This window comes from Tunturibacter empetritectus (assembly GCF_040358985.1).
Classification (GTDB): domain Bacteria; phylum Acidobacteriota; class Terriglobia; order Terriglobales; family Acidobacteriaceae; genus Edaphobacter; species Edaphobacter empetritectus.
This window is the reverse complement of sequence record NZ_CP132932.1, coordinates 911,773-933,294: the sequence shown is the minus strand read 5'-3', so window position 1 is coordinate 933,294 and position 21,522 is coordinate 911,773. Positions and strand designations below refer to the sequence as shown.

The 21,522-nt window shown below is 57.8% G+C and carries 11 protein-coding genes; all 11 read right to left on the bottom strand.

The annotated features are described in order from the left end of the window. Positions 1–63: 63 nt before the first annotated feature. The 11 genes from RBB75_RS03840 to RBB75_RS03790 all read right to left on the bottom strand — a co-directional run bounded on the left by RBB75_RS03840 (position 64) and on the right by RBB75_RS03790 (position 21,385). On the bottom strand, positions 64–1,515 hold the full coding sequence (locus RBB75_RS03840; RefSeq protein ID WP_353069587.1) for a hypothetical protein: 1,452 nt from the start codon (positions 1,513–1,515) through the stop codon (positions 64–66). Then, positions 1,416–7,229, bottom strand: coding sequence for a beta strand repeat-containing protein (locus tag RBB75_RS03835; RefSeq protein WP_353069585.1), 5,814 nt, complete (start codon positions 7,227–7,229; stop codon positions 1,416–1,418). The genes RBB75_RS03840 and RBB75_RS03835 overlap by 100 nt, the downstream gene beginning before the upstream one ends. A gap of 899 nt (positions 7,230–8,128) precedes the next feature. Next, positions 8,129–9,907, bottom strand: a complete 1,779-nt coding sequence (locus RBB75_RS03830; protein WP_353069584.1) for a hypothetical protein — start codon at positions 9,905–9,907, stop codon at positions 8,129–8,131. A gap of 152 nt (positions 9,908–10,059) precedes the next feature. After that, positions 10,060–13,038 (bottom strand): putative Ig domain-containing protein, encoded by a 2,979-nt coding sequence (locus RBB75_RS03825; RefSeq protein WP_179639402.1) that lies wholly within the window; start codon positions 13,036–13,038, stop codon positions 10,060–10,062. Positions 13,039–13,604: 566 nt separating this feature from the next. Further along, entirely contained in the window at positions 13,605–14,810 is a 1,206-nt protein-coding gene (locus tag RBB75_RS03820) for a glycosyltransferase family 4 protein (RefSeq protein WP_179639401.1), read from the bottom strand. Beyond that, entirely contained in the window at positions 14,807–15,973 is a 1,167-nt protein-coding gene (pelF, locus tag RBB75_RS03815; RefSeq protein WP_179639400.1) for a GT4 family glycosyltransferase PelF, read from the bottom strand. The genes RBB75_RS03820 and pelF overlap by 4 nt, the downstream gene beginning before the upstream one ends. Continuing rightward, on the bottom strand, positions 15,948–16,742 hold the full coding sequence (locus tag RBB75_RS03810) for a polysaccharide deacetylase family protein (RefSeq protein WP_179639399.1): 795 nt from the start codon (positions 16,740–16,742) through the stop codon (positions 15,948–15,950). The genes pelF and RBB75_RS03810 overlap by 26 nt, the downstream gene beginning before the upstream one ends. Before the next feature lie 170 nt (positions 16,743–16,912). Beyond that, positions 16,913–17,161 (bottom strand): acyl carrier protein, encoded by a 249-nt coding sequence (locus RBB75_RS03805; protein ID WP_179639398.1) that lies wholly within the window; start codon positions 17,159–17,161, stop codon positions 16,913–16,915. Then, the gene (locus RBB75_RS03800; protein ID WP_353069582.1) at positions 17,127–19,076 is read right to left on the bottom strand and encodes an HAD-IIIC family phosphatase; all 1,950 of its coding nucleotides are present in this window, start codon (positions 19,074–19,076) and stop codon (positions 17,127–17,129) included. Before RBB75_RS03800 ends, RBB75_RS03805 begins: the two co-directional genes overlap by 35 nt. Next, positions 19,066–19,437, bottom strand: coding sequence for a serine O-acetyltransferase (locus tag RBB75_RS03795; protein ID WP_179639396.1), 372 nt, complete (start codon positions 19,435–19,437; stop codon positions 19,066–19,068). Before RBB75_RS03795 ends, RBB75_RS03800 begins: the two co-directional genes overlap by 11 nt. A gap of 418 nt (positions 19,438–19,855) precedes the next feature. Then, positions 19,856–21,385 carry a lipopolysaccharide biosynthesis protein gene (locus tag RBB75_RS03790; RefSeq protein ID WP_179639395.1) on the bottom strand — a complete coding sequence of 510 codons (1,530 nt, stop codon included), beginning with the start codon at positions 21,383–21,385 and terminating at the stop codon, positions 19,856–19,858. Positions 21,386–21,522: the final 137 nt, after the last annotated feature.

The following is a 21,522-nucleotide window of genomic DNA, read 5'->3' as shown; positions in this document are numbered from 1 at the left end:
TATAGAGCGCAAAAGAGCCGGCCGCGTGTGATTGCGCGGCCGGCTGTGTGTTTATGGTTTTGTTTATGGTTCCATGGCTCCGATGGCTGGTGGGTTTGCTCTGGTGGCTCCGTTGTAGTCGGTGGTGATTCCTGAGATTGCGATTCCAGAGTTGATGGCCGCGCTGGAGGAGGTGAGGTGGGGGTCGAAGTGGTTGACGTCTGTCTCACTCGCAAAAGCAGGGTCCCCACAGGTGTAGATCTTCTCGTATCCCGCGGTGACGGAGTTGTCCGGGCAGCCCGTGTTCATCGTGCTCCAGAGATTGTGGTCGATCGCCGATCCGGAGTTGGCGAAGACATTTCCGGCGCCGAGGTAGATGCCGGAAGCGAGCCTGTTACCGTTTCCGGCATCGGGATAGCCCTTGTTGATGTTGTTTCTGAAGATGAACCTGGCTCCGTCGGCCACGCAGTTGGGAGCCTGAACGGCACATTCGAGGTCGAACATGGTGGTACCGTAGCCAACCGAGGTGTTATTCTCCAGCGTGATAACAGTTCCACCATTCATTTGGAACGCCCATTCGTTGCCGGCGGCGCGGCAGGTGTCAGCGCTGTCGAGAGCCCAGCCCGACGGGTTGAGGGGGAAGTTCGAGGCCGTGGCGAGCACTCGGCAGTTGCTGATGGAGACGTTGTTGATGGCAGAAGACGCAGCTCCGGCACCGAGCTTGAAGGTTTGACCGCCGTTGCCCTCCGACCAGGAGTCCGAGATGTGGATCGCCGGCGAGGTGGTCACGTCGTCGGAGAGGTGGAGCGAATCGAATCCGTCCTGGGTATTCCAGCGGAAGAAGCTGTGGTCCACGTTCAAGGTCATGTTGCCAGCCGCCACCTGCACAAAGCCGTCGCCGTAGCCTCCGTCTACCTGTCCGTAGCAGTAGTTGAATTTGTTCTGGGTATCGGGCTTGGTCATGTCGTACGGCTTGACGGCCATGCAGCCATTCCAGTCGACGATCACATGAGACAGGTCCATGGTCCCGACGGATTCGCAGTCATTGGCGGCTGAGCCATCGCAAGCTCCACCATCTCCATTCCAACCCGCTTGTCCGTTGCCGATCACGTATACGTCGCTCGCGGTAAAGACATCGCTGCTGGATTTGTTGAGATGGCTGCCAAGGATGCCGCTGCCAGAGACCCCAACTACAGCAAAGTCGGTGAGTGTGAAGTTGGACGGTCCCTGCGCGGTTAGGTACTGCAGGACAAGACCGCCGAAGCGCACTGCGTTAGGCACATTATTACCGCAATTGCCCGGTGCGCCGGTGCCCCCTGCCGTGGTGCAGGTGTCAGGCTGGGTCACTTCAATACAGGAGACATCAACATAATTACTGCCCTGTACGTCCAGCACCCAGTAGGCATTATCAATACCGCTCAACACGGTGGGATTGACTAAGTGAGTGTGTGCGGAGTCGTGGCAGTTGCCTGCGTTCTGACCGAGAATCCGGGTGTGTTGCCCGGCTGTGCCCGAGGGGGAACAGGCAGGACGCATTCGAATCCCTGACTCTGGTTTGCATTCGGCTGAGGGCAGATTACGCTCAGTTGCGAATGCCAGTCGGTTCCTATTCCCGCATTCTGCTCGCCCATGTAATAGGTGTCGGACGTGCCACTGGTGTTCACAAACTGGATCGTGTCGCCGCCAGCAAAGCTGGTCCAGGCTCCCGACGAGTTCATCATCTGGTACGGGTGATTGAAGGCGCACGCCTGACCGCTGCCAGAACCTGGATAGGCTGCGTTGGTCTTGCCGGTGCACTGCGTGTTCGTGCCACCATCCGGGCGGATGTACCAGGTGGTCCCCGGACCAGGAGGTGGCTGCGCTGCGCTCAACGTGATCGAGACGGTGACCGACTTGGTCTGGACGGGAGTGCCGTTGTCGCTTACGGTTGCAGTGAAACTGGAGGTGCCGGTCACCGAGGGAGTACCGGAGATCACGCCGGTGGTTGCGGCCAGGGTGAGTCCAGCGGGCAGGCTGCCAGTGCTGATCGACCACGTGTAGGCAGGGGTGCCTCCGCTCGCCTGTAAAGTGCTCGAATAGGCTGTGCTTTCGGTGCCTGAAGGCAGAGTTGAGGTGGTAATTGTAAGTGGAGTTGCAGTGACCGCGAGTGAGATGGTGGCGGATGCGGTCTTGGCTGGGCTCTGGCTGTCGGTGACGGTGACGGAGATGGAGAAGTTGCCGGTGGCGGTCGGGGTTCCGGCGATGACTCCGTTGCTGCCGAGTGCCAGACCAGCGGGTAGGCCGGTGACCGACCAGGTGTAGGGAGCGGTTCCGCCGGTTGCGCTGAGAGTGGTGGTGTAGGGCTGGGTGGAGGTTGCTCCTGCGAAGGTGGTGGAGGTGATCGAGAGTGGGGCGATGGCGGCGGTGACCGCGAGTGAGATGGTGGCGGATGCGGTCTTTGCTGGGCTCTGGCTGTCGGTGACGGTGACGGAGATGGAGAAGTTGCCAGTGGCGGTGGGGGTTCCGGCGATGACGCCGTTGCTGCCGAGTGTGAGACCAGCGGGTAGGCCGGTGACGGACCAGGTATAGGGAGCGGTTCCGCCGGTAGCACTGAGAGTGGTGGTGTAGGGCTGGGTGGAGGTTGCTCCTGCAAAGGTGGTGGAGGTGATCGAGAGTGGGGCGATGGCGGCGGTGACCGCGAGTGAGATGGTGGCGGACGCGGTCTTTGCTGGACTTTGGCTGTCGGTAACGGTAACGGAGATGGAGAAGTTGCCAGTGGCGGTGGGGGTTCCGGCGATGACGCCGTTGCTGCCGAGTGTGAGACCAGCGGGTAGGCCGGTGACGGACCAGGTATAGGGAGCGGTTCCGCCGGTAGCACTGAGAGTGGTGGTGTAGGGCTGGGTGGAGGTTGCTCCTGCGAAGGTGGTTGTGGTGATGGCGAGAGGGGCGATGGCTGCGGTGACCGCGAGCGGGATGGTGGCGGATGCGGTCTTGGCTGGGCTCTGGCTGTCGGTGACGATGACGGAGATGGGGAAGCTGCCAGTGGCGGTGGGGGTTCCGGCGATGACGCCGTTGCTTCCGAGAGTGAGACCAGCGGGTAGGCCGGTGACGGACCAGGTATAGGGAGCGGTTCCGCCGGTTGCGCTGAGAGTGGTGGTGTACGGCTGGGTGGAGGTCGCTCCTGCGAAGGTGGTTGTGGTGATGGTGAGAGGGGCGATGGCTGCGGTGACCGCGAGTGAGATGGTGGCGGATGCGGTCTTGGCTGGGCTCTGGCTGTCGGTGACGGTGACGGAGATGGAGAAGCTGCCAGTGGCGGTGGGGGTTCCCGCGATGACTCCGTTGTTGCCGAGTGCCAGACCAGCGGGTAGGCCGGTGACGGACCAGGTGTAGGGAGCGGTTCCGCCGGTTGCACTGAGAGTGGTGGTGTATGGCTGGTTGGAGGTTGCTCCTGTGAAGGTGGTTGAGGTGATGGCGAGAGGTGCTATGGCTGCGGTGACCGAGAGTGAGATGGTGGCGGATGCGGTCTTGGCTGGGCTCTGGCTGTCGGTGACGGTGATGGAGATGGAGAAGGTGCCGGTGGCGGTGGGGGTTCCGGCGATGACTCCGTTGCTGCCGAGTGCCAGACCAGCGGGTAGGCCGGTGACCGACCAGGTGTAGGGAGCGGTTCCGCCGGTTGCGCTGAGAGTGGTGGTGTAGGGCTGGGTGGAGGTTGCTCCTGCGAAGGTGGTGGAGGTGATCGAGAGTGGGGCGATGGCTGCGGTGACCGCGAGCGGGATGGTGGCGGATGCGGTCTTGGCTGGGCTCTGGCTGTCGGTGACGGTGACGGAGATGGGGAAGCTGCCAGTGGCGGTGGGGGTTCCGGCGATGACGCCGTTGCTTCCGAGAGTGAGACCAGCGGGTAGGCCGGTGACGGACCAGGTATAGGGAGCGGTTCCGCCGGTTGCGCTGAGAGTGGTGGTGTACGGCTGGGTGGAGGTCGCTCCTGCGAAGGTGGTTGTGGTGATGGCGAGAGGGGCGATGGCTGCGGTGACCGAGAGCGGGATGGTGGCGGATGCGGTCTTGGCTGGGCTTTGGCTATCGGTGACGGTGACGGAGATGGAGAAGTTGCCAGTGGCGGTGGGGGTTCCCGCGATGACTCCGTTGCTGCCGAGGGTGAGACCAGCGGGTAAGCCGGTGACGGACCAGGTGTAGGGAGCGGTTCCGCCGGTGGCGCTGAGGGTGGCGCTATAGGGCTGGGTGGAGGTTGCTCCTGCAAAGGTGGTGGTGGTGATGGCGAGAGGTGCAATGGGTGCGACCACGGAGAGGCTGATGGTTGCCTTTGCGGTGAGTGTGGGCGAGCCAGCGTCGGTGATGGCGATGGCTATGGGGAAGCTGCCGGTGGCCGTGGGAGTTCCGGCGATGACACCGTTGCCTCCTAGGGTGAGGCCTGCAGGCAGGCCGGTAACGGACCAGGTGTAGGGAGCTGTTCCGCCGGTTGCACTGAGAGTGGTGGTGTAGGGCTGGGTGGAGGTTGCTCCTGCGAAGGTGGTGGAGGTGATGGAGAGCGGCGCGATGGCTGCGGCGACGGAGAGGCTGATGGTTGCCTTTGTGGTGAGTGTGGGCGAGCCAGCGTCGGTGACTGCGAGTGTAATGGGGAAATTGCCGCTGACCGTCGGGGTTCCTGAGAGAATGCCGTTTGTGGCGAGAGAGACTCCGGCGGGAAGCCCAGCGCCGGACCAGGTGTAGGGAGGTGTTCCTCCAGTCGCATTTAGTGAGGCACTGTAGGGTTGGTTGGCCGTCGCGCTCGCAAAGGCGCTGGAGGTAATGCTGAGCGGTTGGATGGCTGCGGCGACCGAGAGGGTCAGGGTTGCCTTCGTGGTGAGGGTTGGGGATCCGGCGTCGGTGACCGTGAAGGTGATGGGGAAGCTGCCGGTCGCGGTGGGAGTTCCTGCAACGATTCCGTTGCTGGCGAAAGAGAGCCCGGCAGGGAGGCCGGCCGCGGACCAGGTGTAGGGAGCAGTTCCTCCGGAGGCGTTGAGGGATGCGGTGTAGGGTTGGCTGGAGGTTGCGCTCGCGATTGCAGTAGAGGTGATCGTGAGGGGCTGGATTGGCGCGGTGACCGAAAGACTAAACGTAGCTTTTGCTGTCACGGCAGGCGCGCTGGAGTCAGTGACGTTTACCGTGATGGGAAAATTACCAGTCGCGGTTGGGGTTCCGGAGAGGATGCCGTTGCTGGCGAGAGAGAGTCCAGCGGGCAGCCCGGCGGCGGACCAGATGTAGGGAGCAGTTCCTCCAGATGCGTTGAGGGAGGCGCTGTAGGGTTGGTTGGCCGTCGCGCCTGCAAATGGAGTGGAGGAGATTGTAAGGGGTTGGATGGCCGCGGTGACGGAGATGCTGAGCGTAGTCTTGGCGGTCAGGGCGGGAGAACCGGCATCGGTGACAGTAAAGGTGATGGGGAAGCTGCCGGTTGCGGTCGGGGTTCCGGAGAGGATCCCGTTGCTTCGAAGACTGAGTCCAGCAGGGAGCGCAGTGGAGGACCAGGTGTATGGGGCTGTTCCTCCAGAGGCGTCGAGGGAGGCGCTGTAGGGTTTATTGGAGGTGGCGCTCGCAACGGAGGTGGAGGTAATGGTGAGGGGTTGGATGTCCGCTGTGACGGAGATGTTGAGCGTTGCTTTCGCGGTTAGGGCAGGTGTCCCGGCGTCGGTGACAGTGAAGGTGACGGGGAAGCTGCCGGTAACGTTGGGGGTTCCGGAGAGGATGCCGTCGCTGGCGAAGATGAGTCCAGCAGGAAGCGCGCTCGCGGACCAGGTGTAGGGAGCTGTTCCCCCAGAGGCGTTGAGGGAGGCGCTATATGGTTGGTTGGAGGTGGCGCCTGCAAGGGTAACGGAGGTGACGTTAAGGGGCAGGATTGCGGCGGCGACTGACAGACTGAACGAAGTCTTGGCGCTGAGAGAGGGTGAACCTGCGTCGGTGACCGTGACAGTGACGGTGAAGACGCCGGTAGCAGTCGGTGTTCCCGAGAGGATACCGTTGTTGGTGAGAGTGAGTCCAGCAGGAAGAGCGCCGGCGGACCAGCTGTAGGGAGCAGTTCCTCCTGATGCATCGAGCGAGGCGCTATAAGGTTTGCTGGAGGTGGCTGGCGCAAGGGAAGTCGAGGTAATGACAAGGGGTTGGACTGTCTCGGCGACCGATAGAGTGAACGAAGCTTTTGTGGTCAGGGTTGGTGAACCGGCGTCGGTGACCGTGACTGTGATCGGAAAGTTGCCGGAGGCGGTTGGCGTTCCAGAGATGGTGCCGTTGTTTGTCAGAGTAAGTCCAGCGGGTAGGGCGCTGGTGGACCAGGTGTAAGGTGCTGTCCCTCCGTGTACCTGCAGTGACGCGGAATAGGGAGAGTTCGTCTGGGCGGCCGGCAGACTGACGATGGTAATTGTCAGAGGCGACGGGGTTACCGCGAGTATTGCAGTGACCGAGGCGGTCAAAGCTGGGCTGCTTGAATCTGCAACGGTAAAGGTTACAGTAGTGCTTCCACTTGAAGTTGGATCTCCTGAGATGGCGCCGTTGCCTGCGAGGCTAAGTCCTGTGGGTAACGCGCTCGAGGACCATGTGTATGGCGCGGTACCTCCACTTACCTGTAGCGAACCTGAATAGATCGACCCAACTGCACCAGCGGGGAGCGAAGGCGTGATCTGCAGAGGCGTGGGACTAACGGGTGGGGCTGCAGCAGCGGGTATATTCAAGCCAAATTGCATCGCTGCGGTTTGTGCGGGGGAACCGGAGTCAGTGACCGTGATTGCAAATGAAAAACTTCCGCTTGCGGTGGGTACGCCGGAGATAACTCCGGTCGAGGACAGGCTGAGTCCAGAAGGCAACTGCCCTCCTGTGACACTCCAGGTATATGCGGGTGTGCCTCCATTTGCGGTCAACGCCACGCTATAGAGAGTGCCGAGGGCGGCCTGGGGTATAGAGGTCGTAGAGAGCGTCAGGGTCGAAGCGGATGCACCGGTCGCAGGTGTCGTGATGACCACGGGTACTGACGATGAAGAAGCTTTTGTAACAGTGTTCTGTACCTGCAATTCCACCGTGGAAGGAGTTGCGACGATGTTGCTTGCAAGTGGGCTTGAGAGGGTATTCGAGTCGATGACCGAGGTGGAGAGTGCGCTGCCATTCCAGAGGATGACACTCTCGCTTGTGAAATGGCTTCCTGAGACCTTGATGGTCAGGTTCTTTGAACCCGCAGCGATGGTTTGGGGGACGACCTGGCTGATACTTGGCGCGACGTTTACCGGGACCAAGCCGGCTCCACAGCCGAGACAAAAGTGAAGGAGCGCGAAGCTTGCGGTCGCTGCAGTAGCCCTAAAAAGTTTCACCAAAATCGCACCTCGAGTTACATCAAGACTTATCGACACTGGAGCGGCTTAGCGCTGTAAAAAATTGCTCAAAGCCGTCGCATCAACTGAAAACTACAGTGAGAAAGTGGTTACTACAGCTACCCGATAGGGGATGCGGGAGTGCCACTTCCGTGTGATTAAGGCAAAATTCTCTCGGCTTAAGGCGCAAAAAACGCCTTTGCAGAGAGAGGAACAAAGAGACAAGTGAAGCAGAGGTTCTAATTTGGCCGAAGACGAAAACCAAAGTAATGCGAGACAAGTATCGAGGTACAACCTCCCTCGGCGACATACCACGGAAGTAGTAGGGGAAGGAGTAAGAGCCGACGACGAAGTGTCTTTTTTTCGGGCACTCTTGCCAGGAAAGGAGGTTTGTTCCCGGAGAGGTTACTTATATCCCCGAAGAATCACGAATTTAGAGCAGACAGCGTAGGAGTGTTTCGCAGAGGCATACGGGCTCTCAACGTCTGCGAGTTGAAACAAGCTCGCATAAGTTTGTCGGAGAATTCGGTGTTTAGCTGTAGTTCGGATTGAGAAAGGATGGGGTGGCTAATGATCTAGAGCGCGTTCTTCAGCTTTTCTGCAGCCTCGGCTCAATGGCTGGGGAAGAAGAGGAAGCTTTTGTGATCAGGTGGGTGCGAAGGCCTTGAGCAGGGAGCAGTTAATCGCAAGCAGGTGTTGGTATGGTGCAGAGAACACTGATCTGCAGAGGGAGAAGGGACCCAGATGTGCTAACTCTTCATGCCTATAACCCCACGAACCGCAGGGTCACTCTTCTTAAATCTGATGAGACGTCCCAGCCCTAGTTAGACTTTGGTTGCTCGGTCACGCAGGTATCGCCACGCCTGCCATGCGCCGGTCACCAGTACTGCTGCACCCAGGGACTCGATCAAGGTAGAAGCATGCAAGGCTGCGTGAGGTTCCGGTGCTGGCGGTAACGAACTCTTGTCTACGGCTTTGATGGGTAAAACATCCCCGTAACCAAACGGATGCCATGTTTCATCTTTCAGGTGCGGGTTGCTGCAGCTACCACCTGTCTCATGCAGCTCGGTGGCGGGGCATTTCCAATCGCCTTTTGGATGGTAGGTGACATTGTTGTTAAAGCTGGCACCTGGATTGGTCAACATCTTCAGGTCGGTTTCGCCGTAGATCGGCGACGGGTAGTGTCCTTCAGAGTTGTGAAAGCCGACAAAGATGTTGTCGTCATATTTGAGTGCATGTCTGGGCGATGGGCGATCTCCCTCATATTCAACTTCCAAAGCAACGTGGTTGTTGGAGTAGATAACGTTGTGTTGGAAGATCGCAGGCCGGTCTTCGATTGTTTTGATGAGGATCGCGGTATCGCCGGCGCGGCAGAAGAGGCTGAGGTTAGCGTTGTACGCCGGCGGCGTGCCTGGGATCGGGTGGGACATAGCGTCGCAGTTTCCGACGACGTAGTTGCCGGTCAATGTCGTCAGCGAGCCACCTGCTTTAATCTGCTGTCCCATGTTGCTGAAGGCGAGGCTATCTGTAACGGTCATGCTGGAGCCGGCGCCGCCGATGTGGAGTGCGTCCAAACCGTCCTGGGTGTTATAGCTGGTGGTTCCCTTATCGAAGTGTACTTGCCATCCGGGAGGGTCACTGTCTTTTGTGGCCGTTCCGAAGCCGTCGCCGTATCCGCCATGGTCCTGATCGGTGCAGTCCCCATAGGGCAGAGGATGCACGATCGGATACTCTTCGGCGCAACCGTTCCAGCTGATGTCGTAGTGTTGCACCAGCAGGCTACCCTTGCCGGTGGTTCCGTCGTCGGCGTCCCAACCAGAACTGGCATTGCCCTGGATATCGATGTAGTCCATGACGACGCCGTCTCCGGTTGGGCCAGCGATTCCTGAAACAGCGAGGCCGTGAAGATGAAGATCGGTAAGCGTGAGGTTTGTCGTCTTATTGTTGAGTCGAATTCCAACCTGGGCGAAGTCCTGGCCTGAACCGCACCCGACCTTCTGCGCAGCTTTGCCGCAGGCGGAGAAGTCCGTAATGTCCAGACAAGCCACATCCACATACGATGTGCCGGAGAGATTAAGCACGTTGAGGGCTGCCCATCCGCCGTGAAGCTGTGTCTTAGCCGAAGCGCTTCGACATGAAGCATAGTTTTCGCCGAGGATCCGAGTGTGCTGCGCGGCAGTGCCCGATGGTGGCGGAGGAGCCCCGGAGCCGTAGGGGTCTCCCGTGAGGCCCCAGCACGGGTTCTTATCACAAGAATATGTGGGATGATCCCACCCGACCCTGTAGGAGACGCCGGTGCCGATCGAACCACGGATGATGACGGTATCGCCTCCCGCGATGACCCATCCCCAGCCTGGAGATTTCGTGCCATTGGAGTAGCTGCCATCCTGCCACAGCATACGAACATCCTTGAACGCGCAGTGTTGATTTTTTCCGCCAGAGGGTGCGGCGTCGGCTTTGCCATCGCATTGACCGTTAGAGACGTTGGAGGAGTATCGAGTTCCTCCATCCGGCCGCACATACCAGGTTGTTCCATAAAGCGGCAGGCATGCCCATCCGACGATCAGTACGCAAAGCGTCTTGAGACAAATGCGAACGTTCATAAGCTCTGGTCTCCGAGGGACTCTATGAGTTTTGCGAGCCTAGTATAGACGGTCGTGATTGGAGGTTGTTTGGGGATGGGAGAGAGGAAGAGCGCAAAAAAAGCCGGCCGCGTAGAGTTGCGCGGCCGGCTGGGTTGGGGTTGTGGTTTTGTTTATTTTTCCATAGCGCCGATGGCTGGCGGGTTGGCTCTGGTAACTCCGTTGAAGTCGACGGTGATTCCTGAGATGGCGATACCGGAGTTGATGGCGGGGCTGGAGGAGTTGAGGTTGGGGTTGATGGCGTTGATGTTGGACTCACCGCCCAGATTGGGATCGCCGCAGGTGTATATCTTCTCGTATCCCGCGGTGACGGAGTTGTCGGGGCATCCTGTATTCATCGTGTTCCAGAGGTTGTGGTCGATCTCCGATCCGGAGTTGGCGAAGACATTTCCGGTGCCGAGGTAGATGCCGGAAGCAAGCCTGTTACCGTTTCCGGGATCGGGATAGCCCTTGCTGATGTTGTTTCTGAAGATGAACTTGGCTCCGTTGGCCGCGCAGTTGGGAGCCTTAGCAGCACATTCGAGGTCGTACATGGTGTTGCCGTAGCCGACCGAGGTGTTGTTCTCGAGTGTGATGACGGTGCCGTTGTCCAACTGGAAGGCCCATTGGTCGCCGGCGGCGCGGCAGGTGTCAGCGCTGTCGAGAGCCCAGCCCGAGGGGTTGAGGGGGAAGTTCGAGGCCGTGGCGAGCACGCGGCAGTTGCCGATGGAGACGTTGTTGATGGCAGAAGAGGCTGCTCCGGCGCCAAGTTTGAAGGTTTGACCGCCGTTGCCCTCCGACCAGGAGTCCGAGATGTGGATCGAAGGCGAGGTGGTCACGTCGTCGGAGAGGTGGAGCGAATCGAATCCGTCCTGGGTATTCCAGCGGAAGTAACTGTGGTCCACGTTCAAGGTCATGTCACCGGCGGCGATCTGAACGAAGCCGTCGCCGTAGCCTCCGTCTACCTGTCCGTAGCAGTAGTTGAATTTGTTCTGGGTATCGGGCTTGGTCATGTCGTACGGCTTGACGGCCATGCAGCCATTCCAGTCGACGATCACATGAGACAGGTTCATGGTTCCAACGGATTCGCAGTCATTGGCGGCTGAGCCGTCGCAGCCTCCGCCGTCTCCATTCCAGCCCGCTTGTCCGTTGCCGATCACGTAGACGTCGGTTGCGGAGAATACATCGCTGCTGGATTTGTTGAGATGGCTGCCGAGGATGCCGCTGCCTGCCACACCGACCACGGCGACATCTTGAAGGGTCAGGTTCGACGGACCTTGATCGGTCCCGTAGTTGAGGACGAGGCCGCCGAAGCGCACCGCGTTAGGCACGTTATTACCGCAGTTGCCCGGTGAGCCAGCGCCGCCCGCCGTGGTGCAGGTGTCGGGCTGGGTGATCTCGATGCAGGAGATATCCACGTAGTTGGTTGCGCGGGTATCGAGCACCCAGTAGGCGTTGTCGATGCCGCTGAGCACGGTGGGATTGACTAAGTGAGTGTGCGCGGAGTCGTGGCAGCTGCCGGCATTCTGGCCGAGAATCCGGGTGTGTTGCCCGGCCGTGCCGGAGGGAGGAGCAGGCAGGACGCATTCGAATCCCTGGCTGTCGTTTGCATTCGGCTGAGGGCAGATAACGTTCAGCTGCGAATGCCAGTCGGTTCCTATTCCCGCATTCTGCTCGCCCATGTAATACGTGTGCGCCGCAGAGCTGGAGTCGGCAAACTGGATCGTGTCGCCCCCTGCAAAGCTGGTCCAGGCTCCCGACGAGTTCATCATCTGGTAGGGGTGATTGAAGGCGCACGCTTGACCGCTGCCAGAACCTGGATAGGCTGCGTTCGTCTTGCCCGTGCACTGGGTGTTCGTGCCACCATCCGCCCGGATGTACCACGTCGTCCCAGGGCCACCCGACTGCGGTGCTCCGGTTGTAATGGCGATGGAGGTGCTGGCGGACTTGGTCTGGTCCGGGTTGCTGCTGTCTTTGACTGTGGCTGTGAAGGTGGAGGTTCCGGTAACCGAGGGCGTTCCGGAGATCGTGCCGGTGGTTGCTGCGAGGGTGAGGCCCGCGGGCAGTTTGCCGGAGGTTATCGACCACGTGTAGGCAGGTGAGCCGCCGCTGGCCTTCAACTGCGAGGCATAGGCTGAGCCATCGGTGCCGGCAGCGAGCGTCGCCGATGTGATGGTGAGCGCAGCCTTACTGGCTGCTGAGACGGCCATTGAAATGGATGCGGATTTAGTGAGACTGGGACTCGAAGAATCCTTGACCGCGAAGGTGATGGGGAATGTCCCGGTAGCCGTTGGTGTGCCGGAGAGGGTGCCTGTGGTTGCGAGAGCAACTCCGGCAGGAAGCTTACCGGAGCTGATGGACCAGGTATAGGACGGTTTGCCTCCAGCTGCTTGCATGGAAGCCGAGTACTTGGTCCCCGTCGTGCCGGCGGGGAGGGCCGTGGTGGTAATAGAGAGCGGCGACGGAGTGGAACTTGTTGTTCCTACAACGATCGAAAGGGCGGAGGACTTGGTGAGGGCGGGGTACGAGGAATCCGTGACGGTAAAGCCTACGGAGTACGTCCCGGTGACGGAGGGTGTGCCGCTAAGGATTCCTGTCGAAGCAAACGTCAAGCCGGTGGGGAGTTTGCCAGAGCTGAGGGACCACTTGTAGGTCGGGGACCCTCCGGTTGCGGTCAAGGCCGCTGAGTACTTGGTCGACTTCTTGCTGGCAGGAAGCGAGGTCGTTGTAATAGAGAGAGCCGGGGCGACGACTACGACTGTTACTTTGAGAGTCTTGGTTTGAGCTGGGGAGGAAGAATCTGTCAGCGTGAAGGAGAGCGGGTACGTGCCGCCGGCAGTTGGCGTGCCAAATAACTGGCCCCCGCCTTCCCCGAGAGTGAAGCCTGGGACGTGCTTGCCGGGCACAGCTCTCCAGTGGTAAGGCAACGTGCCCCCGGTAGCTTTGAGCGTCGTGGTGTAGGCCTCACCGAGGGTCGCTTTTGGGACCGAGGTGGTGGTGATGGTTAGCGTGGTAGCGGCGCTTGCTGTCTGTGACGGGGAGAGCGAATCCAGACCGAAGAAGAGAAGCGCGAGGGAGAGGACGGCTACGAGGGTTTTGAAGATTTTTCGCAAAATAAGCTCCGTACAAAGAGGAATTGGTTAGTCAAATCGTGCTGCCCAGAGCCGAAAGTAAATCGGGGCCTGGACATCCGGATGAATATTTTGTTTTGAAATGGTTACTACAGTTACCCTCTAACGGAAACCGGGGCCCACTTCGTCTATCGCGAGGCAAAGTTCCTCATCTGCATGTCCAGCTTGGTTTGCATGCAGTGAGTTCGCAAATGACACAAAAAGGCAGAGCTTGGGGGGACTAAGAATTAATTACCAAAGTAACCTACCAAGTCAGTAAAGAATATATCAGGCCGGTACTGCTATCCCACATTCGTTGCACAGACGTTTGAGGCTCGACGAGGCATACGTCATGAGGTTCGTGGCGTGTCTTGGAGCCAACGAAGCAGGTCCATCGCGATGCTTGCTAGTAGGGAACAGAGAGGATACGAATTGAGTCGCTCTATATCGAATTGGTCTTGCCCGCCTGAGAAAGATTGCTCTTGAGAGAGCGATCTCCTAACTCATCAGAACCGGCAGAGAGAAAGAGCGACGACTTACAACGACGAACGCTTCAAAAAGGGAATTACTCATTTTTTATACCATAGCTCAGGAGGCTGGACGAATTTGTAACAGTCAATTGTTTTGTCCGCGATGGAAAGCCAGGACTCCTCGCCAAAGTTCATCTTTCGCACATTTTCTGCAAGTCGTTCTCTTAGAAGCGCATCGCCCAGAAGCTGAGTGATCGCGTCGGCCAGCTCGGCTGGTTTTTGGGGATCAAAAAAAAATGCAGTCTCGCGATCTGTGAGTAACTCACGAAAGACAGGGAGGTCGCTGGCGATGATGGTTTTGCCCAACGCCAGTCCAGTCGCGAGCGCACCGCTGGTTGTAATCGCGCGATAGGGATAGACCACGATGTCTGCCGCTCGGTAGAGAGCTACGAGCTCTTCCGTGGAGATGAAGCGTGGGTGAAGCTGGACACGTTGCAGCTTCAGGTTGCGAATCTGCTCGCGAATCTGGCCGATCAGCTCTGCCGGTCCTGTGCCTACAATCAGCAGTCGAGCGTCTTCAACGGATGTTTCCACGCTCTGCCAGGCCTCGAGCAGAAGATCGATTCCTTTGTAGGGGGAGAGGATGCCCTGCCATAGCACGAGCAATGTTCGCGGATCGAGCTCGAAGCTTTGCAGGGTTTGTTCGGCGGTTGCAGCAAGGTCGTAAAAGAATGGGCCGTGAGGAATGACCGTGACCTTTTCTTCCTTCGCTGCGAACTCAATCGCGAGTCTCTCTCGAATGCTTTCGGAGTGACAGATGATGCGGTCGACCATTTGATACAGATCGAGGAAGGTTTGCCTGTGGCTCTCGCCCGTGTTGTGGGGGAGTAGATCGTGAACGGTTAGCACGATCTTCGAGCCGCGTCGCTGGCAGAGGCGGACGAACCATAGATCGAGCGGCAGGGGCCCGGCCACCATCGGAAGAAACTGCACGTGAACGATGTCGGGTGGGGAGACGAGGAAGCGCAATGACAGCGCAGCGAGATTGAGGAGAGATTCCAGGAGCTTCAGGACTCTGCGCGGGAGCCGTGGCATTTGGAAGTTGCCGACGACGTTTATAAATCCCGAATCGAGCTTGATACCTCGATTTGAGAAACAACCTGGGTCGAGATAGTAGGAGATGGAACCGACGGTTAGGTTGACTCGCTTCTTCAGCAGCGCCTGTGAGAGATACGCCGTATAGTAGGGCACGGTGGCCAAGAGATCCATCATGAAGACGGTTGGTCTCTGCTTATCTTCGCTCACTTGGTCTTTCCTTGTGAGACGGCGGAGGAGATTGAGCCGGTGGCTGCGTGTTGCTTCTTCGTCATGATTGCTTGTTCGTAGATGTGGAGATAGTCCGCTGTCATTCGCTCGGCGGAGAACTCCGCTTCAATGAGTTTTTTTGCTGCTGCTCCGAACTGCTGTCGCTGCGTGGAATTAGTGAGTAGTTTTACGATCTCGGATGCTAGCGTCTCGGCGTCTTCCGCAGAAACGAGAACTCCCGTACGGCCATTGAGAACGATGGTTGGCACCGCGCCTACTGCGGTTGCAACTATGGGCAGGCTGCTTGCCATGCCCTCGAGGATCGCAATGGGCAGACCTTCTTGGCGAGAGGCGGAGACCATGATGTCGAGCGAGGCATAGATGGAAGGCATATCATCGCGGCGTCCGAGCATTAAAACATTCTCGCGAATCTTCAGCTCATCAATAAGTAACTCAAGTTGTTCGCGATCCGGTCCGTCGCCGACTACGACGAACTTCGTGGCTGGGAGTTTTATCAGGACCTGCGCGGCAGCTCGAAGAAAGATGTCGACTCCCTTTTCCGTGGCTAACCTGCCGATGAGTCCGACGATAGCGGAATGATCTTGGGATGAGATGTTGCGCAACGCCGGAGCGGCATCGTCAAAAGGACGCAAGTCAATGCCGTTCCGAACGATGTGGATCTTCTCTTCGCGAACGCCAGCCTTCAAGAGCCGTTTTCTTACCTCCTCCGAGACTGCGACTACTGCCGCGTAGCTTCGCAGCACCATTCGATCGACCATTCCGTAGAAAGAGAGCATGAGATCGTTGTCGTACCAGGTATGGCAGGTCGAGACGAGTGGAATACTTGATCTGCGCAAGGCGAAGTAGCAGTAAAGGTCGGCTTTATAGCCGTGGGCGTGGACGATATCCGCATCGGTGCGAACAGCAAGCTCTCGAATGCTCGAGGATACGGTGCGGTCGATCTGTCCGGCGCAAGAGATCAGATGCGATTCGACGCCTTGTGCGGTCGCAACTACGTGAAGCTGTAGATTCGGATTGGCGGAGTTCGAAAAAACGCCGAGGATGCTTGCGTGCGAGCTTTCATTCAGACTGCGCGACATGTTCAGGATTACGGCCTCTGCGCCGTACATTCCGCCGCTACTGATGATGTGCAGGATCTTCATAGTTTGCAGCGTCTCTCACGTCGGTAGACGGCTCCTGTCGGTTGAGAAGAGCCCAGAGTTTTTCGTAAAGGTGGTCGCCAAGTAGAGTTTTTGCGGTGGCTTTGATCTGATGTTGCCGTTGGAGACCGGACAGAACGCCGCTCTCGGGTTGGAATAGCTTCGCGATCCACTCCAGCGTCATGTCGCCACGAACGTTGAGCCTGCCCACGGTGGATCGTGCAGGTTGGGGCTCTGCTTTCGGGACCGACGTGAAGACCTGGGTATAACCGGCTTGTCGACAGGCAGAGAGGACTCGTTGGTTCGAACGGCCACCGGGCAGAGACATCGTGGTGATTGAAGTTCCCAGCTTGTCTTCGAGGGTGAGTCGAGCTTCGAGCAGTTCTTTTTGCAACTGTGACTGATCGCAATGAGTGAGCAGGGTGTGAGACCATCCATGTGCTCCGATTTGTTGGCCATCTTCATGCAGTGCGCGCAACTCTGGCCAGCCCATGTAGCCAGGTTTTTGGCCTGTCCAGCCTGTGGTGATGAAGAACCATGCCTTCAGGGCACGCGATTGCAGGATCGGCAGTGCGTACTCGAAGTTTGAGATGTGTCCGTCGTCGAAGGTGATCTCCGGATAGAAACCAGGTGCTTTCTCGACTTTTCTTAACTTGAAGAAAAGATCGATGTGTTTCTCGAACTGATCGGTTTCGACGACGTAAGAGTAATCGCTCCGGCTGGGCCGTAGTTCGTGATAGAGAAGGTAGAGTCTGTCTGGCGGCTGGGTCACCGGGTTCGTCTCGATTCAACGAGCAATGATTTTGTCTCAAACAGATTGGAGAAGCTTGGCTGAATCATACAGAGGTTGTATCCGATCGGAGCTTGAACGACTTCAAGGAGTGGACGGGTGCGCGCTAATCTCCTGCACATGGCGAAGTTTGGCTCTGAGATCCTCAACGTTCAAAGTGTCGCTCCCTTAGCGATTAGCTCCGCCTGGATGAGCGAGACAGTGGTCAGCTCCGCGATACGGGCGGGATCGAACTGAACGCTGTACTCGCCTTCGATGGCGAGGATCGCCTGCAGATGGCGAAAGGAGTCCCAGGTGTCGATGGTACCGACACCAAGCTCAGGCGTGACCTCTTCGGGCGAGATTTCGAGAACATCGGCGAGAATGTCACGAAGCGATGGCGGCACTTGCTGAGAACTCATTCGATTCATTTCCTTCCAGTGTTAGCCACTTGGGACTTTCGGGAGCCGCGGTGGCCAGGTCAAGTTGATAAAAGATGGAATCAGTAGAGGCGTCGCATGATGTTGCCTGCTGAAGAAAACCGTGGTCAAGATAGAAGTCGGCACAGGGGGCGTTTTTCTTGGTCGGAATGAACTCGCCCACCAGACTCTGGGCTCCTGCTCGTGTGGCGTTCGCTCCGAGATGGGCCAACAAAGCGGTTTCGATGCCACGGCCGATCACTCGGCACGATAACAGCAGGGAATCGATCGAACAAGTAGTCCCCTCTGTGCGCGCAAGAGCGAGGCCGACTACGCCGGCATCACCGAAACGGTCGCGCACGCGAACTGCGATTGCCTGACCACCTGCTGCGGAGGCGAACTCTTCCACCTCTGCTGCCGAGCGGCGGCGGGTGGTGAGATTGAATTGGTTTGTTTTGGCGAGGAGCTGGACCGAACGCGCTAGGGGCGCGTCCAAAGCGCTGAGGAAGGTGCAAACGATCTTCAGGGAGGCGAGAAATTCGTCGCGATTGCCTGCGCTGCTGGCTAACTCTGCTCGTTGGGCCTGCGCTTTGTAATCGTTCAAGCGATTGAGGTCGTCGTCTGTCACCAAGGCTGCGTCGAAGAACGGCTGTGCGGACAGAACCTCGACCAGCTTCCAGGGCTCTTCTACGGGGGCCGCGATGACGGCTACCTCAGGAAGCTGCTGGCGGATGGCTTCGCACTCCACAGGGTTGTCGTCGACGAAGACAAAGGAATCAAGGCCAAGAGAGAGCTCTTCGGCAAGTTCACGAATCGAGGCAGTTTTTTCATTCCAGCCTATCTTTGTTGCAACGAAGTCGTCGAGGGTGAGTCCGAGGTCGGCGGCGCGGATCTGGAAAGCCTCGCGAACATCTCCGTCGTTGTTCTTCGAGACGATGGCCAGCAGAATCCCTCGAGACGATAGCTGTTTGAGATAGCGCTGATACTCGAGATAGCAGTTGCCCGGGAAGGCTGTTCCCGTGGCGATTACTTCGGGGCCTTCTTCTCCGAGGATTCCGCCCCACAAGGTGTTGTCGAGGTCCGTACACAGGATCTTTCGCGGAGCACGGAAGAGTGGCGAGAACGAACGAACGAGGCCGCGCGCATAGGCTCCGAAGGATGCCGAGGACAAAGGGAGTCGCGAAGCCAAAAACATTCGCGCGTCGCGCCAGTTAGAGCGGCCGTGACGTGCAGCAAGATGATCGACATCGAAGAAGACGCAGTCGGAGATGGTGCGACAGACCGCAGCGAGTCTCTGGTTTAACTGGTAGACGGCTTTGGTCAGGCTGTGGGGGAGATTTGCTTCACCAACATCGCCGAGCGAGCTGTGGTCCGGGACGACACAACCCTGGAAGAGAATTCGACCGGAGTTGATGGAGCGGAAGCTTCTTAGCAAGTTTGTTATGCGAGCAACGGATTCTTCGATCTCCGCTTCGACCGCGTCTCCGATGCCATCCGCGCACAGGGCTGGAAGCCGGCCAGCGATGTCTTCGAGATCGAGAAGAACGAAGACGAGGTCGGGGTTGAACTTGGCGAGGGCGCTCTGCGGATTGAGCAGTTCATCAACGTAAGACCCGTAGCCGCCCACGTCGAGGTCGAGCACGTAGTTCGAAAGCACCGCTTCGGTCTTCAGAAAGGGAATGATCGGTTCGATTGTGACGGAACGGACGATGTAAGTCTTAAGCCGTTTGGCACGCAGCTGGCTGGTGAGGGCTTCGGCTATCCCCGTAAGCGCTGAGGCGCAGAACATAACATCCGCCGGCTTGTTAGAGCAAGCAAGAAGACTTCGTACGTGAGTGACAGCGGTTCCCGCATCTTCCACGGCCGTGGCCTGTTTGATACGGTTGCGGAGATTCTGCCGATCGCTATCATTTAGCATCTATCGTCTCCGCTACTGGCAGGGCAGGGGATTCGACAGCCTTAGGGGCTCGCATGACGATGCGACCGGGTACGCCCATGACTGTCGCCCCATCGGGGATATTGCTCATGACGAGCGTATTGGCGGCAATCTTGACGCCATTGCCTATCTTGATCTTTCCGATTACCGTTGCGCCTGTACCAACGAAAACACCGTCGCCGAGGATAGGTGCACCCTTGCGACCCATCGCAGAGGCGCCGATAGTCACGCGATGGCCGATGTTGCAGTTACTTCCAATGATCGCCTGTGGGTTGATGTGAACGCCGCCGATGTGGCCGATGTATAGGCCGCCACCAATTATCGCGTGCGGATCAATCGACATTTCCATGACTACTTCGCAGAACATAGAAGCGAAAAAGTACACGGCCTTCAAGGGAAGGCGAATCAGGATAAAAGGCTTCGCAGAGTATAACCAATGACCCAATCGATAGGTTGCGACTGCCCAGACCGCCGGGTTCACCCAAAGACGTCTTCCGCTTAGGCCATCGGATCGATATCGTGCAATATCTTCGGAGAAGTTGGACATTTGAGGGCTCTTAGGCGCACTAAAAGTAGCTCGAATCACTCCAGCCATCGTAGCAGTCCTGTAACGATCGATTGGATAATTTTATCATTCCACCCGGGCACAAAATTATTCTGGTCAACGTTCGAACCGTAGGAGAGAACGATCCCTTCTGTTCGATCAGAGGATGCAAATTCTAGAGCGACGGGTGCCATGCAGTCCCCCATTCTGATCGCTTTCAGACCGTGCCCTGAAGCACGGGGCGCCGTGATGCCTGCCATCTTTTGAATGCGCTGAACACCTGCTTGTGGAAGATGGCAAGCACAGCAAGAAGATATATAGGCAAAGTCATCAAGACCTCAGCAAAAAAAGCCACGAGAGAGTGGGGATGTACACGGCGGTCCACTAGCAGGGATACAACTGCGAATGGGATGGAACACAACACGACCTTCCCCCACCCTTCCCAAAGGTAAGTTCCAGGCGAAACGCCGAATTCTTTCTTTACGAATCGTGGCCAGAAGATCAGGTGAATGACGGCCATCGAGATCGATGTGCCCCAAGCCACTCCATAAAGCCCGATCGTTTTCACCAGCACAAGGCTCAGGCTTAGATTGAAGACGGCTTCAATTGCTGACCACTTCGCGACTAACCTGTGTTTATCGACTCCGAATGCTATCTGCGACGCGGTCGAGTTGCCGATGGTGAAGAACTGGCTGATCATCAGGATCTGAAGAATTGTGCCAGAGATCTCGCTGAATTGCGGTCCCATCCAAAGGCCGATAAATGTTTTACCACGCAAGGCCAAGGTGAGCCCGATGGGCATCATGAGTCCAAGCATGGCCTGGGTTCCACGAGTCAGTAGTTTCTTCAGGCTATCCGAGTTGCCGCTTGCATCGAGACCGCTTGCGATGGGGATAAAGGTGGTCCCCATCGCAGTGGATATCTGCCCCGAATACATTGCCAGACTTCCAGCAATGGAATAAAAGGCGACGATGCTAACATTGAGAAAAGCCGCGACCACGATGTTGTCCGTATAAAAGATGACGTGCACGGCGATGATGATGATGAATGTCTTGAAGCTGTAGGACCAGATGCTCTTGAGGGTTTTCATATCGGGCCGGAAGACAAAAATCCGGCACGGCGGGTACAGTCTCAGCGCAAACACGAACTCTGAGATCGCAGACAAAAAAACGATTATGAATTCCCAGACGGCCAAGACTACGAGACCGTGACCACTGCGGAGAATAAGGATGACTCCGACAGCTCTTACCAGAGTCTGGGTCATAGTGATCGAGCTCAGAACATCGAAGCGATTGATCGCCCGGAGTACTCCGCCGTAGACGCCCGCGACCAACGTAGAGGCGACTCCTAAAGCACAGAGCAGAACCGTAATTTGTGCCGGGCGCACTAAGTCATGAGGGATTTTGAATATCGCGCCAAACCAGACACTCAACGCGATACTGATGATCACCATCACGGCAGCGATCAAGCCGCGAAACCAGAGGGTGGCGGCGATTGCCTTCTGCGCTGCCTGGGTATCGCCCTCGGTCGCGCTTTTTGAAACAAAGCGAGTAATCGCGCTCCGCAAACCCAGGTCCAGCATATTGAGATACCCGGCTGTCGAGACAGCTAGAATCCAGATGCCGTAGATCGTTGCGCCGAGATGACGGACAACGAAGGGAGCCAGGAAGAAGGGAACGACCATGCCGACTGCCATGGCGACCCAGTTCGTTACGACGTTGATTGCGAATCGCTTTTTGCTGGACATTGAACTCGAAGTAAACTTACTGGAAATCGCGCAAGGGTGATCTGTCTATTGGAAACGTTGTCGACCCGATCTGTACCCGATCATGGTCCTTTACTACGTCTCATGTCTGACTACGGGCGGTAGGGCTCGGTATCAGT

Coding starts and splice junctions, on each gene's coding strand:
- RBB75_RS03840 (WP_353069587.1), bottom strand. CDS start 1,515: ATGCGTCCTGCCTGTTCCCCCTCGGGCACAGCCGGGCAACACACCCGG.
- RBB75_RS03830 (WP_353069584.1), bottom strand. CDS start 9,907: ATGAACGTTCGCATTTGTCTCAAGACGCTTTGCGTACTGATCGTCGGA.
- pelF (WP_179639400.1), bottom strand. CDS start 15,973: ATGAAGATCCTGCACATCATCAGTAGCGGCGGAATGTACGGCGCAGAG.
- RBB75_RS03805 (WP_179639398.1), bottom strand. CDS start 17,161: ATGAGTTCTCAGCAAGTGCCGCCATCGCTTCGTGACATTCTCGCCGAT.
- RBB75_RS03800 (WP_353069582.1), bottom strand. CDS start 19,076: ATGCTAAATGATAGCGATCGGCAGAATCTCCGCAACCGTATCAAACAG.
- RBB75_RS03795 (WP_179639396.1), bottom strand. CDS start 19,437: ATGTCGATTGATCCGCACGCGATAATTGGTGGCGGCCTATACATCGGC.
- RBB75_RS03790 (WP_179639395.1), bottom strand. CDS start 21,385: ATGTCCAGCAAAAAGCGATTCGCAATCAACGTCGTAACGAACTGGGTC.